This is a genomic window from Streptomyces sp. NRRL S-1022, from assembly GCF_000720135.1.
Taxonomy (GTDB): Bacteria; Actinomycetota; Actinomycetes; order Streptomycetales; family Streptomycetaceae; genus Streptomyces.
Genome location: NZ_JOIU01000015.1, coordinates 44,055 through 59,758, shown reverse-complemented (window position 1 = coordinate 59,758; position 15,704 = coordinate 44,055). Strand labels below are relative to the sequence as shown.

Annotated in this window: 11 protein-coding genes; 9 read left to right on the top strand and 2 right to left on the bottom strand. The window is 73.3% G+C overall.

Going from position 1 to position 15,704, the window contains the following annotated elements; translation table 11 throughout:
- Positions 1-48 precede the first annotated feature (48 nt).
- The 5 genes from IG05_RS42455 to holA all read left to right on the top strand — a co-directional run bounded on the left by IG05_RS42455 (position 49) and on the right by holA (position 6,216).
- Positions 49-831, top strand: coding sequence for a helix-hairpin-helix domain-containing protein (locus tag IG05_RS42455; RefSeq protein ID WP_420707613.1), 783 nt, complete (start codon positions 49-51; stop codon positions 829-831).
- Positions 832-1,220: 389 nt separating this feature from the next.
- Positions 1,221-3,743: a ComEC/Rec2 family competence protein gene (locus tag IG05_RS0121810; RefSeq protein WP_030345003.1), complete on the top strand. Its 2,523-nt coding sequence runs from the start codon at positions 1,221-1,223 to the stop codon at positions 3,741-3,743.
- A gap of 51 nt (positions 3,744-3,794) precedes the next feature.
- Positions 3,795-4,604, top strand: a complete 810-nt coding sequence (locus tag IG05_RS0121805; protein WP_030345000.1) for an arylamine N-acetyltransferase family protein — start codon at positions 3,795-3,797, stop codon at positions 4,602-4,604.
- Positions 4,605-4,730: 126 nt separating this feature from the next.
- Positions 4,731-4,976, top strand: a complete 246-nt coding sequence (locus tag IG05_RS0121800; protein WP_030344999.1) for a hypothetical protein — start codon at positions 4,731-4,733, stop codon at positions 4,974-4,976.
- 250 nt (positions 4,977-5,226) lie between these two features.
- The gene (gene holA, locus IG05_RS0121795) at positions 5,227-6,216 is read left to right on the top strand and encodes a DNA polymerase III subunit delta (protein ID WP_030344997.1); all 990 of its coding nucleotides are present in this window, start codon (positions 5,227-5,229) and stop codon (positions 6,214-6,216) included.
- 694 nt (positions 6,217-6,910) lie between these two features.
- Here holA and rpsT read toward each other — a convergent pair.
- The gene (gene rpsT / locus IG05_RS0121790) at positions 6,911-7,177 is read right to left on the bottom strand and encodes a 30S ribosomal protein S20 (RefSeq protein WP_030344995.1); all 267 of its coding nucleotides are present in this window, start codon (positions 7,175-7,177) and stop codon (positions 6,911-6,913) included.
- 225 nt (positions 7,178-7,402) lie between these two features.
- On the opposite strand from rpsT, the gene lepA reads away from it, so the two are divergent.
- The 4 genes from lepA (at position 7,403) to hemW (ending at position 14,677) form a co-directional block, all read left to right on the top strand.
- Positions 7,403-9,277 (top strand): translation elongation factor 4, encoded by a 1,875-nt coding sequence (lepA, locus tag IG05_RS0121785; protein ID WP_030344993.1) that lies wholly within the window; start codon positions 7,403-7,405, stop codon positions 9,275-9,277.
- Between the two features lie 261 nt (positions 9,278-9,538).
- The gene (locus IG05_RS0121780) at positions 9,539-11,413 is read left to right on the top strand and encodes an AMP-dependent synthetase/ligase (RefSeq protein WP_030344991.1); all 1,875 of its coding nucleotides are present in this window, start codon (positions 9,539-9,541) and stop codon (positions 11,411-11,413) included.
- A gap of 184 nt (positions 11,414-11,597) precedes the next feature.
- A complete protein-coding gene (locus IG05_RS0121775; RefSeq protein ID WP_030344989.1) occupies positions 11,598-13,418 on the top strand; it encodes a SpoIIE family protein phosphatase in 1,821 nt (606 codons plus the stop codon).
- 26 nt (positions 13,419-13,444) lie between these two features.
- Complete coding sequence (hemW, locus tag IG05_RS0121770; protein WP_030344987.1) at positions 13,445-14,677, top strand: radical SAM family heme chaperone HemW; 1,233 nt, start codon at positions 13,445-13,447, stop codon at positions 14,675-14,677.
- Positions 14,678-14,872: 195 nt separating this feature from the next.
- On the opposite strand, the gene IG05_RS0121765 is transcribed toward hemW, so the two are convergent.
- Positions 14,873-15,688, bottom strand: a complete 816-nt coding sequence (locus IG05_RS0121765; protein ID WP_030344985.1) for a DUF3097 domain-containing protein — start codon at positions 15,686-15,688, stop codon at positions 14,873-14,875.
- Between the last annotated feature and the right edge of the window lie 16 nt (positions 15,689-15,704).

Below are 15,704 nucleotides of genomic sequence, written 5' to 3'. Positions count from 1 at the left end.
CCGGGGCCGGGCAGCATTCCGGAGCTGGAACCGGCAGGTGCGGCGCGGGTGTCGCGATCGGACCCGGACCCGGACCCGGAGCCGGAGCCGGTGCCGGAGCCGGTGCCCGGGGCGTCTGCGGGGCCGGGCTGGCGGGAGCGGGCCGGGCTGGCGTTGCGCGAGCGGATGCCGGTGTGGCTGCAGGCGCGGTACGGAGTGGAGCGGCGCGGAGTCGTGGCGCTCGCCGTGGTCCTCGTGGCCGCCGCCGTCTTCGCCGTGCAGCACTTCTGGTCCGGCCGGCCCCAATCGGTGAGCGCCCCTCAGGTGGTCCGCACGCAGGCGCCGTTCGCCGGGAAGGGCGAGCGGGCGACGCCCGGAGCGCCGGTGAGCACACCGGCGACACCGGGCGCGGAGATCGTCGTGGACGTCAGCGGCAAGGTCCGCGAACCGGGGATCCGGCGGCTGCCGGCCGGTGCCCGGGTGGCCGACGCGCTGCGGGCGGCCGGCGGGGTCCGGCCGGGCGCGAGCACGGAAGGGCTCAACCGGGCCCGCTTCCTGGTCGACGGCGAACAGGTCGTCGTCGGCACCCCCGCCGGCACCTCCGCTCCGCCCGGCACGGCCGCCAAACCGCTCTCCGGAACCACCGGCACCGGCCCGACGGCGCTGGTGTCCCTCAGCACGGCCACCGTGGAACAGCTCGACACCCTGCCCGGAGTGGGCCCGGTCCTCGCCCGGCACATCATCGACTACCGCACCCAGCACGGTGGTTTCCGCTCGGTGGACGAACTGCGCGAGGTGAACGGCATCGGCGACCGCCGGTTCACCGATCTGCGCGAGCTGGTACGGCCGTGAGCCGCGCATTCGGCCAGGCGGACCCGCGCTCCGGATCCGACCAGGCGGACCCGCGCTCCGGATCCGACCAGGGCGGACCCGCGCACACCGGCCGGGACGGTCCCCTGGACCTGCGCCTGGTGCCACCCGCGCTCGCGGCCTGGACCACGGCGGCCCTGACGCTGGACACACCCGCGGCCTGGACGACCGCGACCGCCGCCGTCTGCCTGGTCCTCGGAGTCCTGCTGCTGTCGGTGCGGCGGCCGGGACGGGACGGGCAGGGGGTGCAGCCCGGGCGGCTGGGACGGGCGGAACCCGGATCGGAGACCTCCCGCCGAGGTGCGGTCGGCGATGGGCGGACCGCGCCGGCCGGAACGATGGTGATCGTTCGACGGGCGGGGCGAGGGGCAATGGCGGAGCGGGCCTGGTGGGCGCGCGGACGGTTCCGCTGGGCGCGGCCGGCCGTCGCCGCGGTGCTGCTCTGCGTCGCCGCCGCAGCCGCCTCCGCCGGGCTGCACGGGGCCGACGTGCGGCGCGGGCCGGTGCCCGAGCTGGCCCGGCGGTTCGCGACCGTGACCGTCGAGGCCGAGGTGAGCGGTGATCCCTGGCTGAGCAGGCCCCACGTGCGAGGCGATCACGCGGCGCCCGTGGCCGTGCTGGCGCGCGCCGAAGTGCGGAGTGTGGAGGAGGCCGACGGAAGGCGGGTGCGGACCCGGACACCCGTGCTGCTGATCGTCGACCCGGACGTCCCGGCGCCGGAAGACGCGCGGACGGGGAGCGGGACGTCCGCAACTCCGCCGGTCACCGCCGGACCCGGCCCGCCGGCCGGGGGGCGGGCCGCCTGGCTCGGGCTGCTGCCGTCCACCCGGCTGAGGGTGGCCGGCCGGCTGGCGCCTGCGCTGACGGGCGGCGACCGGACCGCGGCCGTGCTGCGGGTGCGCGGCCGGCCCGAGCCACGGATCGTGGCAGGACCGAGCGGCCCGCAACGGCTGGCGGGGCGGCTGAGAGCGGGCCTGCGGGAAGCGACCGAAGACCTGCCGGGAGACGCGCGGGCGCTGCTTCCCGGGCTGGTCGTCGGGGACACCTCGCGGATCACGCCCGAGCTGGACCACGCCTTCGAGGAGACGGACCTGGCGCACACACTCGCCGTCTCCGGCAGCAACCTCACCGTTCTGCTCGCGCTGCTCATCGGGCCGCCCGGCCTGGCCCAGCGGGTCGAGCGCCGCGGCCTGGCCCCGCGCCTGGGCCTCTCCCTGCGGGCGACGGCGCTGCTCGCGGGAGCGCTGACGCTGAGCTTCGTGGTCGTCTGCAGGCCCGACCCCAGCGTGCTGCGGGCCGCCGTCTGCGGCGCGGTGGCGCTGCTCGCCCTGGCCACCGGGCGCCGGAGATCCCTGATCCCGGCACTGGCCACGGCAGTCCTGCTCCTGGTGCTGTACGACCCGTGGCTGGCCCGCAGTTACGGCTTCCTGTTGTCCGTGCTGGCCACCGGTGCGCTGCTGGTGATCGCGCCGGGCTGGAGCGAGGCGTTGCGGCGGCGCCGGGTGCCCGCACGGCTCGCCGAGGCACTGGCGGCGGCGGCCGCGGCGCAGGCGGTGTGCGCGCCGGTCGTGGCGGTGCTGTCGGCCCGGGTGAGCCTGGTGGCGGTGCCGTGCAACCTGCTGGCCGAGGTGGCGGTGGCTCCGGCGACGGTGCTGGGGTTCGTGGCGCTCGCGACGGCGCCGGTGGCGATGCCGGTGGCCAAGCTGCTGGCTTGGTGCGCGAGTTGGCCGGCCGGGTGGATCGCCGGAGTCGCCCGGGCCGGGGCGGCGCTGCCCGGCGCGGGAGTGGACTGGCCGGGCAGCTGGGCGGGGGCGCTGGCGCTCGCGGCGGTGACCGTGGCCGTCGTCCTGGTCGGCCGGAGACTGCTGCGGCACCCGGCGTGGTGCGCGCTGCTCGGCGTGCTGATCGTGCTGCTGGTGACGCGGCCGGCGCCGCTGACCCGGGTGATCACGGGCTGGCCGCCACCGGGCTGGCGGTTCGCGATGTGCGACGTCGGGCAGGGTGACGCGACCGTGCTGGCGGCGGGCGAGGGCGCCGGGGTGGTCGTGGACGCCGGACCCGATCCGGCACTGGTCGACCAGTGTCTGCGCCGGCTGGGCATCACCCGCGTCCCCCTTCTCGTCCTCACCCACTTCCACGCCGACCATGTGGCGGGCCTGCCCGGAGTCCTGCGGGGCCGCTCGGTGGCCGAGATCGAGACGACGGGGCTCGCGGAACCGGCGGAGCAGGCGGAGTTCGTCCGCAGGGAGGCGGCTGCACGGCACATCCCGGTCACGACGGCCGCCGCGGGCGAGGAGCGGCGCGCGGGACCGCTCACCTGGCGCGTCCTGTGGCCCCCAGCGCAGAGCACCCAGCCACAGGACACCCAGCCACAGGACACCCAGCCACAGGGCGCCCAGCCGCCGAGCACTCAGCCGTCGAGCACTCAGCCGACGAGCGTCCCGCCGCGGAGCACACGGCTGCCCTCCGGGGCGACGGTGCCGCCGGGCCGGCCGGGTGCCCTGTACGAGCCGGAAGGGCCGAACGACGCCAGCATCGCGCTGCTCGTGCGCACCGGCGGGCTGCGGCTGCTGCTGCTCGGAGACCTCGAACCCCCGGCGCAACAGGCGCTGTTGCGGTCCCCGGCGGCGCCCGATCTGGCCGCAGTGGACGTCCTGAAGGTGGCCCATCACGGGTCGGCCTATCAGGACCCTGAACTGATACACCTCGCGGCGCCGCGGGTGGCGCTCGTCTCCGCAGGCGCCGGCAACCCCTACGGCCACCCGGCACCGGCGACCATGGCCGCGCTGCGGGCCGGCGGCGCGACCGTCCTGAGCACCGACCGCGACGGCGCCCTCGCGGTCACCGGGACCGGAGGGGCCGAGGGGCGGATACGGGTGACGAGGGAGGACTAGAGGGAGAGGAGATCAGCGAGTGAGGGGACGGGACTGGCTCAGACTGGGCCCATGACGTCAGCACAGATCGATGCCTACCTCCACCGGCTCGGGAGCGAGCGCCCGCAGCGGCCCACCAGTGACGCGCTGCGCGCCCTGCACCTGAGCCATCTGCGAACCATCCCCTTCGAGAACCTGTCGGTCCACCTCGGAGAGGAGATCACGCTGGAGGAGCAGCGGTTGCTGGACAAGGTGACCGGGGCCCGGCGGGGCGGCTTCTGTTACGAACTGAACGGAGCGTTCGGGACGTTGCTCGCCGCCCTCGGTTACCAGGTGGAGCTGCTCGCGGGACGCGTGTACGCCGACGAAGGACGGCTGGGGATCCCCTACGACCATCTCGCGCTGCGGGTGCGGACGATGGAGGCGGACACCTGGCTCGCCGACGTCGGGTTCGGGGCGCACAGCCACTACCCGCTGGACTGTGCGGAACGCGGGGAGCAGGACGACCCGGGCGGCAGGTTCCAGGTGGTGGAGGCCGGGCCGGACGCAGCCGGGGTGCGCAGCGGGGATCTGGACGTCCTGTGGGACGGCAGGCCGCAGTACCGGCTGGAGACCCGCCCCCGGGCGCTCGGGGACTTCGCGGCCGGCGCCTGGTGGCACAGCACCTCTCCGACGTCGCACTTCACCCGGTCCCTGGTCTGCTCGCGGCTCACCGAGGACGGAGGGAGGGTCACCCTCAGCGGGCGCAAGCTGAAGACGACCGTCGTGGACGGCGCCCAGGAGTCGCGCGAGCTGGAGACGGACGAGGAGGTGCTGACCGCGTACCGGGACCTGTTCGGGATCGAGCTGAGCCGCGTGCCGACCGTGCGCAACCCTGACTGAACGACAGCGTGGCCCGCACGATCGGGCCCGGCACCGGGTGGCTCCTGCCCGCAAGACTGACCTGAGCGCGCCCCGTCATGGCTGACCTGCCCCTTCGCGGTGTTGCCGGTGCCGGAGAATGGCCCCGTGAGTGATGTGAGACATGTGCTGGTGCTGCCCGACCGCGATGCCGCCGAGGAGGTGGCCGAGGCGCTCGGGGAGCGGTTCGGGACCGACGAGGAGCCCCGGCTCGTCCGGGACGCCCTGGCCGGCGAGGACGACGCGGAGGACGCCCAGTGGCTCGTGGTCCTGCGGGACGAGGGCGAGCGGCTGGACCCCGCCGAGCTGGACGCGTTCGCGGGGGAGTGGGACGGCTGGCGCGAGGAGCCGTGACGCCGAGCGCGTGACCGCTCCGGCGCCGGCCCGCGTTTCGGAGCCTTGGCCCGCGCTTCGGAGTCTTGGCCCGCACTACCGAGCCCCGGCCCACGCGTCCCTGCCCACGCTTGCCCCGGCCCGCGCGCCCCGATCTGTGCCCTCACCCCCCGAGAACAGGTGCCCCCGACACTGACTCGGGGGTCGCTCCGGGGCCGGTCAGGGTGCCGGGACCGCATCGATGTCAGTGCCGCGTGGGATGCTGTAAGCGATGGCCAGGAAGACTGCGAATGACGACCCTCTCGCCCCGGTGACGCTCGCCGTGGGCCAGGAGGACCTCCTGCTCGACCGTGCCGTGCAGGAGGTGGTGGCCGCCGCCAAGGCCGCCGACGCCGACACGGACGTACGCGACCTGACCCCGGACCAGCTGCAGCCCGGCACCCTCGCCGAGCTGACCAGCCCGTCGCTCTTCGCGGAGCGCAAGGTCGTGGTCGTACGCAATGCGCAGGACCTGTCCGCCGACACGGTCAAGGACGTGAAGGCGTACCTCGGTTCGCCCGCCGAGGAGATCACGCTCGTGCTGCTGCACGCGGGCGGCGCCAAGGGCAAGGGGCTGCTGGACGCCGCGCGCAAGGCGAGGGCGCGGGAGGTGGCCTGCCCGAAGATGACCAAGCCGGCGGACCGGCTGGCCTTCGTACGGGGGGAGTTCCGCTCCCTCGGGCGGTCCGCCACACCCGAGGCGTGCCAGACGCTGTGCGACGCCATCGGCAGCGATCTGCGGGAGCTGGCCTCGGCGGTCTCGCAGCTCGTCGCCGACGTGGAGGGGACGATCGACGAGGCGGTCGTCGGGCGGTACTACACCGGCCGGGCCGAGGCCTCCAGCTTCACGGTCGCCGACCGGGCCGTGGAGGGCCGCACGGCGGAGGCGCTGGAGGCGCTCAGATGGTCGCTGGCGACGGGCGTGGCGCCGGTGATGATCACCAGCGCGCTGGCGCAGGGCGTGCGGGCGATCGGGAAGCTGTCCTCGGCCCGGGGCGGCCGGCCGGCCGATCTGGCACGCGAGCTGGGCATGCCGCCGTGGAAGATCGACCGGGTGCGGCAGCAGATGCGGGGATGGACGCCGGACGGGGTCTCGGTGGCGCTCAGGGCCGTGGCCGAGGCCGACGCCGGAGTGAAGGGGGGCGGGGACGACCCGGAGTACGCCCTGGAGAAGGCGGTCGTGACGATCGCGCGGGCCGCGCGCTCCAGAGGGCGGGGCTGACCCGGTCGCCGCGGGGTCGCCGGCGAGGAGAGAGAGGCGCAGGGCCGCCGTGCGCAGCGCGACGGCCAGAAGATGGCGATCGCCCTGGCCGGACACCCGCACGCGCGTGACACCCACGCGCGCGCCCGACACCCGACACCTCCCCATGCCTCGCGCCCGCTCGCGCCCGACACCCACGCGCGCCCGACACCCACGCGTGCCTGACACCCACGCGCGCGCCCGACACCCGACGCCTCCCCATGCCTCGCGCCCGCTCGCGCCCGACACCCGCTCGCGCCTGACACCCACGCGCGCGCCCGACACCCGGCACCTCCCCATGCCTCGCGCCCGCTCGCGCCCGACACCCACGCGCGCCCGACACCCACGCGCGCGTGACACCCACGCGCGCGCCTGACACCCGGCACCTCCCCATGCCTCGCGCCCGCTCGCGCCCGACACCCACGCGCGCGCCCGACACCCACCCGTGCCCAACACCTACCCCACATGCCCCACTCCCGCGTGGAGGAGCCGGGCCGGGCATGCCGAAGGCCCCGGCGCACACCCTGGGGAAGGGAGGGCACCGGGGCCTCGGGACCAAGCTGGTGAGCCCGTTCCCGCGTGGCGAACGCAGGCCGCGAACAGGCTCGTGGTGCCGGACGGGAGCGGATGAGAGAGGGCCCGCTCTGGGTCCTTCCGGCGGTCAGATCAGAGAGGTTCAGCCCTTGAGGGACGCGACCTTGGAAGAGAGCGCCGACTTCTTGTTGGCGGCCTGGTTCTTGTGGATGACGCCCTTCGAGACGGCCTTGTCGAGCGCACGCGCGGCAGCGCGCTGCAGCTCGGTGGCCTTCTCGACGTCACCCGCGGCAGCGGCCTCACGGGCCTTGCGGACCGCGGTCTTCAGGGAGGACTTGACGGCCTTGTTGCGCAGCCGAGCCTTCTCGTTGGTCTTGATCCGCTTGATCTGGGACTTGATGTTCGCCACGAAGGAGCCTTTTCAGGTTCAGGTGCGGGGCCGCTCGGGTCCCGTACCGGTGATCCAAAATTTTCTGTCGCGCCTCGTGCTGAGAGGGCATGAGGCACAGCCATCTACAGTACCAGTGGCCCTCCGGACGGCCCAAAACGGTCCCGGGTCCCTGCCCGTGGGACCATGGAGACTACGTAACGATCCGACCCGAGGCATAAGGCGCCTCAAGAGACAGGACCCTGCGTGCCCGCGACCCCTAACCATGTGCCCGAGCCGAGCCGTACCGCCCCGGCTCTGATCCGCAATTTCTGCATCATCGCGCACATCGACCACGGCAAGTCCACGCTCGCCGACCGGATGCTCCAGCTGACCGGTGTGGTCGAGCAGCGGCAGATGCGTGCTCAGTACCTCGACCGGATGGACATCGAGCGCGAGCGCGGCATCACGATCAAGTCCCAGGCGGTGCGGCTGCCCTGGGCCCCGACCGAGGGCCCCGACCAGGGCACGACCCACATCCTCAACATGATCGACACCCCGGGGCACGTCGACTTCACCTACGAGGTCTCGCGGTCGCTCGCCGCCTGCGAGGGGACCGTCCTCCTCGTCGACGCCGCTCAGGGCATCGAGGCGCAGACCCTCGCCAACCTGTACCTGGCGATGGAGAACGACCTCACGATCATCCCGGTGCTGAACAAGATCGACCTGCCGGCCGCGCAGCCGGAGAAGTTCGCCGAAGAGCTGGCGAACCTGGTCGGCTGCGACCCGGAGGACGTGCTCAAGGTCTCCGCGAAGACCGGTCTGGGCGTGGACGCGCTGCTGAACAAGGTCGTCAAGGAGATCCCGGCACCGGTCGGGGTCGCCGACGCACCCGCCCGCGCGATGATCTTCGACTCGGTGTACGACTCGTACCGCGGTGTCGTGACGTACGTCCGTGTCATCGACGGCCAGCTCAACAAGCGCGAGCGCATCAGGATGATGTCGACCGGCGCCACCCACGAGCTGCTGGAGATCGGCGTCAGCTCGCCCGAGATGCTGCCGGCGGACGGCCTCGGCGTGGGTGAGGTGGGATACCTCATCACCGGTGTGAAGGACGTCCGGCAGTCCAAGGTCGGTGACACCGTCACCAGCCAGGCCAAGGGCGCGACCGAGGCGCTCGGCGGTTACAAGGACCCGAAGCCGATGGTCTTCTCGGGCCTGTACCCGCTGGACGGCTCGGACTACCCGGAGCTGCGCGAGGCCCTGGACAAGCTGCAGCTCAATGATGCCGCGCTGGTCTACGAGCCGGAGACCTCCGCCGCTCTCGGCTTCGGTTTCCGCGTCGGCTTCCTCGGTCTGCTGCACCTGGACGTGATCCGCGAGCGGCTGGAGCGCGAGTTCGGCCTCGACCTGATCGCCACCGCGCCGAACGTGGTCTACCGGGTGATGATGGAGGACGGCAGCGAGCACACCGTCACCAACCCGAGCGAGTTCCCCGAGGGCAAGATCGACGAGGTGTACGAGCCGGTCGTGCGGGCCACCATCCTCGCGCCGACCGAGTTCATCGGCTCGATCATGGAGCTGTGCCAGACCCGGCGCGGCACCCTCCTCGGTATGGACTACCTGTCGGAGGACCGGGTCGAGATCCGCTACACGCTGCCGCTCGCGGAGATCGTGTTCGACTTCTTCGACCAGCTGAAGTCCAAGACCCGCGGTTACGCCTCGCTGGACTACGAGCCCACCGGCGAGCAGACCAGCTCCCTGGTCAAGGTCGACATCCTGCTGCACGGCGACAAGGTGGACGCGTTCTCGGCGATCACCCACAAGGACCAGGCGTACGCGTACGGTGTGCGGCTCGTCGCCAAGCTCAAGGAACTGATCCCGCGGCAGGCCTTCGAGGTGCCGGTGCAGGCCGCCATCGGCTCGCGGGTGATCGCCCGCGAGACCATCCGTGCCATCCGCAAGGACGTTCTCGCCAAGTGCTACGGCGGTGACATCTCGCGTAAGCGGAAGCTGCTGGAGAAGCAGAAGGAAGGCAAGAAGCGGATGAAGATGGTGGGTTCCGTGGAGGTTCCGCAGGAGGCCTTCATCGCGGTCCTGTCCAGCGATGACAGCGCGGGGTCGGGCAAGGGCAAGAAGTAACCGGAGGTAACAACCGGTCACGCCCGCAAACCGGGCATGTGGGGGCCCGTCGTGCGAAAGCGCGGCGGGCCTCCGCGCGTGCCCGGCGTCATGCTGAGGGGAAAGTGACAGGCCGAAGCCCCTTACGCAGCGGCCGGTCGACCCTTAACCTGATCCCTGCTCGATAGTTACTCGCGAGTTAAACAACAGCCCGAACCCCCACCGTGAGTTAACCCAGCCGCACCGAGTCAGCCGCACCGTCGCGGGCCCCCGGAGGATGTCGTGAGCGACACACAGACCCTGATCGAGAACCGTCCGCCGTCCGTGGCAGCCCTCTTCCTGGAGCGCGTGGCGGCCACACCGGACGCCGAGGCCTACCGCCACCCCGTGCCGCCGGCCTCCGGCCAGGGCCCCGACGACTGGAGGTCGCTCAGCTGGGGCCAGGCGGCCGAGCGGGTCTACGCGATCGCGGCCGGGCTCATCGAGCTGGGCATCCAGCCCGAGCAGCGGGTGGCGCTCGCCTCCTCCACCCGGGTGGAGTGGATCCTCGCCGACCTCGGCATCATGTGCGCCGGCGGTGCGACCACGACCGTCTACCCGCAGACCAACGCCGACGAGTCGGCGTTCATCCTCTCCGACTCCGAGAGCCGGGTGCTGATCGCCGAGGACGCGGCCCAGCTCGCCAAGGCCGTGGAGAAGCGTGCCGAGCTGCCCGCGCTGACGAAGGTCGTGGTCATCGACCCGGCCGGCGTCGAGAGCGGCGACTGGGTGCTCACCCTGGCCGAGCTGGAGGAGCGCGGCACCGCCTACCTGGAGCAGCACCCGCAGCTGATCAAGGAGCGGGTCGGCGCGATCACCAAGGACCAGCTCGCCACCCTCATCTACACCTCCGGCACCACCGGCCGCCCCAAGGGCGTGCGCCTGCCGCACGACAACTGGGCCTACATGGCGAAGGCCATCGCCGGGACCGGCCTGATCAGTGCCGAGGACGTGCAGTACCTGTGGCTGCCGCTCGCGCACGTCTTCGGCAAGGTGCTCACCTCCGGGCAGATCGAGGTCGGGCACGTCACCGCCGTGGACGGCCGGGTCGACAAGATCATCGAGAATCTGCCGGTGGTGCAGCCGACGTACATGGCGGCCGTGCCGCGCATCTTCGAGAAGGTCTACAACGGCGTCGCAGCCAAGGCCCGCGAGGGCGGCGGGGCCAAGTACCGGATCTTCCAGTGGGCCGCCGAGGTCGCCCGCGAGTACGCCAAGGCCAGCCAGGACAACTTCCGGCGCACCGGCACCGCCTCGGTGCCGTTCGGGCTCGCCACCAGGCACAAGGTCGCCGACACCCTCGTCTACGGCAAGCTCCGCGAGGCCTTCGGCGGCCGGCTGCGCGCCTGCGTCTCCGGCGCCTCCGCGCTCGCCCCGGAGATCGGCTACTTCTTCGCCGGCGCCGGCATCCACATCCTGGAGGGCTACGGCCTCACCGAGACCTCCGCGGCCTCCTTCGTCAACCCCGGCGAGGCCTACCGCACCGGCACGGTCGGCAAGCCGCTGCCCGGCACCGAGGTCCGCATCGCCGACGACGGCGAGATCCTGCTGCGCGGCCCCGGCATCATGGAGGGCTACCACCAGCAGCCCGAGAAGACCGCCGAGGTGCTGGAGTCCGACGGCTGGTTCCACACCGGCGACATCGGCGAGCTGTCGCCCGACGGCTACCTGCGCATCACCGACCGCAAGAAGGACCTCATCAAGACCTCCGGCGGCAAGTACGTCGCCCCGGCCGAGGTCGAGGGCCAGTTCAAGGCGGTGTGCCCGTACGTCTCCAACATCCTGGTGCACGGCGCCGACCGGAACTACTGCACCGCCCTGATCGCCCTGGACGAGCTCGCCATCCTCGACTGGGCGAAGGAGAACGGGCTGGAGGGCAAGCCGTACGCCGAGATCGTCGCCGCGCCGCAGACGGTCGAGATGGTCGACGGGTACGTGCGGGAGCTCAACGCCGGGCTGCAGAAGTGGCAGACCATCAAGAAGTTCCGGCTGCTGCCGCGGGACCTCGACGTGGAGCACGGCGAGATCACGCCGAGCCTGAAGCTGAAGCGGCCGGTGGTCGAGCGGGAGTACAAGCACCTCATCGACGAGATGTACGCCGGGACGCGGGAGGCGTAGCGCGGATCCGGAGGGACGCGTGGACCGTGGGCGGCCATGGACGGCCGTGGGCCGTCCGTGGCGCGTCACACGGTTCCCCGCGCTCCTTTGGTGCCCGCCGGTGCCCGAAAGTTTGCCTCTTCTGGTCACTTCGGTAACTCAACGCTGACGGGTGCCTCCCGTCTGTCACCCTGGCCGCATGGACATGGCGGCCATACCGACGCAGCGGGAGAGCGGCGGCACCCACCCCGGTGAGACACGGGGGCGGGCCACGCTGCCCGGAAGTCCCCTCGCCCCGGGTTCGGCCCGGGCGCTGGTGCGGGCCGCGCTGGCCGAGGCGCCCGGTGTCTCCGCCCGGCTCGCCGACGACGTCATGGCCGTCGTCAGCGAGCTGGTCACCAACGCCGTCGTGCACGCCGGTACCGAGGTGCACGTCGAGTGGCGGCTGGAGCAGACCGGCGCGTTCGTGGTCGAGGTGCACGACCAGCACCCCTCCCGGGCCCCGCGGGACGCCACGGGTGGCGAGGGTACGTACGACACCCCCGAGTACGGGCGCGGCCTGCGCCTGGTCGCCACGCTCGCCGAGTCCTGGGGCGTCACCTACCGCGCCGGCGCCAAGACCGTCTGGGCCCGGCTGCCCCCGGGCGGCAGCGATGACCTGGACGGTCTCGGCCCGGAACCCGCGCTGGGCATCGCCGAGAACCTCGCCCCGCAGCCGCAGCGCGCCGAGGGCGACCGGGACTGGCTCGGCCGGGGCGCCCTGTCCTTCCTCGCCGAGGCCTCCGACCTGCTCGCCGGGCAGCTGGACGAGAACCTGGTCGCGGCCCTCACCGGCCAGCTGATCGTGCCCCGGCTCGCCGACTGGTGCGCGGTGTGGCTGGAGGACGAGGCGACCGTACGCGGCGGCGTCTGCGGCGGCCCCGCCCGGGTCTGGCACGCCAGCGAGGCCCGCATCGAGGAACTGCGGTGCGCCCTGGAGAAGGAGCCGCCGTGCCCGCCGGACGGGCCGCGCTCCGGCCCCGAGCCCTACCCCTGGCCCGGCCACGCCCTCGGCCCGCAGGGCGCCCACGGGACGGCGCTGTCGTACCGGCTGATCGCAGGCGGCCGGCCGCTCGGCACGCTGGTCATCGGCCGGTGCGGGATCGCCGGCTTCCCCGACGAGGTCACCGGGCTGGTGGAGGACCTCGGCCGCCGGGTCGCCCTCGCCATCGGCGCGGCCCGCCAGTACGCCCGCCAGGTCACCATCAGCGCCGTCCTGCAGCGCGGCCTGCTGCCCGGCGCGGTCGCCGAGATCCCCGGCGTGCGCAGCGCCCTCGTCTACGAGCCCTGCGACAAGGGCGGCCCGAGCGGCGACTTCTACGACGTGTTCCCGGCGGGCGACGGCCGCTGGTGCTTCGCCGTCGGCGACGTCCAGGGCAAGGGCCCCGAGGCCGCCGTGGTGATCGGTCTGGCCCGCCCCTGGCTGCGCCTCCTCGCCCGCGAGGGCTACCGGGTCGCCGACGTCCTGGACCGCCTCAACCAGCTCCTGCTGGACGACGCCACCGAGGCCGCCGACGCAGCCGCCCGCGCCCTGGTCGCCGGCGGCCGGCCGATGGCCGCCGGCGACGGCCCGCAGACCCGGTTCCTGTCCCTGCTCTACGGCGAGCTGACGCCGTACGACGGCGGGGTCCGCTGCACCCTCGCCTCCGCCGGCCACCCGCTGCCGCTCGTCCTCGGCCCCGACGGCACCGTGCGCACCGCCGCCCGCCCGCAGACACTGCTCGGCGTCGTGGAGGACGAGACGTACACCAGCGAGACCCTGGAGCTGCGGCCGGGCGACAGCCTGCTGTGCGTCACCGACGGGGTCACCGAGCGACGCTCCGGCAGCCGCCAGTTCGACGACGGCGACGGGCTCGCCCGCGCCCTGTCCGGCTGCGCGGGGCTGAGTGCCGAGCTGATCGCGGAAAGGATCCGCCGCCTGGTCCACGACTTCGGCGGCGGCCTGCCCGAGGACGACCTGGCCCTGCTGGTGCTCCAGGCGGAGTAACGCCACCGGTACGGGACAATGGGGGCATGCCTTCCGCACTCCCCGACGGCGAGCCCGTCCCCGCCGACGGCGCGCTGCCCGCGCACGCGCTCGCCGGGGCCGCAGGCCGCCCGCTCGGTTTCTACCTGCACGTCCCGTACTGCGCGACCCGCTGCGGCTACTGCGACTTCAACACCTACACCGCGACCGAGCTGCGCGGCACGGGCGGTGTGCTGGCCTCCCGGGACAACTACGCCGACACGCTGGCCGACGAGGTCCGGCTGGCGCGCAAGGTGCTGGGCGACGACCCGCGCGAGGTCCGCACGGTCTTCGTCGGCGGCGGTACGCCGACCCTGCTGGCCGCCGAGGACCTCGTACGGATGCTGGGGGTGATCCGCGCCGAGTTCGGTCTCGCGCCGGACGCGGAGATCACCACCGAGGCGAACCCGGAGTCCGTCGACCCCGCCTACCTCGCCACCCTCCGCGAGGGCGGCTTCAACCGGATCTCCTTCGGCATGCAGAGCGCGCGGCAGCACGTGCTGCGCGTGCTCGACCGGACCCACACCCCCGGCCGCCCCGAGCGTTGCGTCGCGGAGGCGCGGGCGGCGGGCTTCGAGCACGTCAACCTTGACCTGATCTACGGCACGCCGGGGGAGAGCGACGACGACTGGCGGGCGTCCCTGGCGGCCGCCCTCGGCGCCGGCCCCGACCACATCAGCGCCTACGCGCTCATCGTCGAGGAGGGCACCCAGCTGGCCCGCCGGATCCGCCGGGGCGAGGTCCCGATGACGGACGACGACGCGCACGCCGACCGGTACCTGATCGCCGAGGAGATGCTGGGCGAGGCGGGCTTCGACTGGTACGAGGTCTCCAACTGGGCCACCTCCGAGGCGGGCCGCTGCCTGCACAACGAGCTGTACTGGCGCGGCGCCGACTGGTGGGGCGCGGGCCCCGGGGCCCACTCGCACGTGGGCGGGGTCCGCTGGTGGAACGTCAAGCACCCGGGCGCGTACGCGGCGGCCCTGGCCTCCGGCCGCTCCCCGGGCGCGGGCCGGGAACTGCTGTCCGACGAGGACCGGCGGGTGGAGCGCATCCTGCTGGAGCTGCGGTTGCGTGAGGGGGTTCCGCTGTCCCTGCTGAAGGAGGAGGGGCTCGCGGCCTCCCGGCGCGCGCTCGCGGACGGACTCCTTGAGGAGGGCCCGTACGAGGAGGGGCGCGCCGCGCTGACCCTGCGGGGGCGGCTGCTGGCGGACGCGGTGGTGCGGGACCTGGTGGACTGATCCGGGGCGTGCCGTCGAGGGTGAAGGAGCCACCGGGTCCCCGCCCGATGATCGCGGGACCGGTCCGCCGCATTCGGGTACCGAGGTCGATTCCGCTTGACCGCGCGTCGGAAAGGCGCGGGGACAGGCGCGCGGCGGCGTGGACTATCGGTTGCGGTCCCGGCCGCTCCGCTCGCGGATCACCGGGTCCGGCCGTCAGGCCCCGGCGTCGCCCGTGACGAAGTCGATCAGCTCCTCCACGCGCCCCAGCAGCTCCGGCTCCAGGTCCTTGTAGGACCCCACCCGCTGCAGGATCGCCTGCCACACCGCGCCGGTGTTCTCCGCCGGCCAGCCCAGGGCCCGGCACACCCCTGTCTTCCAGTCCTGCCCCTTCGGCACCGCCGGCCACGCCGGGATGCCCAGTGACGCCGGTTTCACCGCCTGCCAGATGTCGATGAACGGGTGGCCGACGACCAGCGCGTGCTCGCTGGTCACCGACTCCGCGATGCGCCACTCCTTCGTGCCGGGCAGCAGGTGGTCCACCAGGACGCCCAGGCGGGCGTCGGGACCCGGGGCGAAGTCGGAGACGATCGCCGGCAGGTCGTCCACGCCCCCCAGGTACTCCACGACCACGCCCTCGATGCGCAGGTCGTCGCCCCACACCTTCTCGACCAGCTCGGCGTCGTGCCGGCCCTCCACGTAGATACGGCCGGCGCGGGCCACGCGCGCGCGTGCCCGGGGGACGGCGACCGAGCCGGAGGCCGTGCGGGCGGGCCGTACCGGCGCCGGGGAGGACGGCCGGACCAGCGTCACCACCCTGCCCTCCAGCAGGAAGCCGCGCGGCTCCAGCGGGAACACGCGGTGCTTGCCGAACCGGTCCTCCAGGGTCACCGTGCCGGCCTCGCAGCCGATCACCGCCCCGCAGAACCCGGTGCCGGGCTCCTCCACCACCAGGCCCGGCTCGGCCGGAACCTCCGGCGCTCGCTTCGGCTTCTTCCACGGAGGAGTCAGGTCGGCGGAGTACTGGCGCATTCGGATGACGATAGGA

Bases quoted from the DNA above. Each gene is read 5' to 3' on its own strand.
- IG05_RS0121805 (WP_030345000.1), top strand. From the start codon at position 3,795: ATGACGTCAGCACAGATCGATGCCTACCTCCACCGGCTCGGGAGCGAG.
- IG05_RS0121775 (WP_030344989.1), top strand. From the start codon at position 11,598: ATGGCGGCCATACCGACGCAGCGGGAGAGCGGCGGCACCCACCCCGGT.
- hemW (WP_030344987.1), top strand. From the start codon at position 13,445: ATGCCTTCCGCACTCCCCGACGGCGAGCCCGTCCCCGCCGACGGCGCG.
- IG05_RS0121810 (WP_030345003.1), top strand. From the start codon at position 1,221: ATGGCGGAGCGGGCCTGGTGGGCGCGCGGACGGTTCCGCTGGGCGCGG.
- IG05_RS0121765 (WP_030344985.1), bottom strand. From the start codon at position 15,688: ATGCGCCAGTACTCCGCCGACCTGACTCCTCCGTGGAAGAAGCCGAAG.
- holA (WP_030344997.1), top strand. From the start codon at position 5,227: ATGGCCAGGAAGACTGCGAATGACGACCCTCTCGCCCCGGTGACGCTC.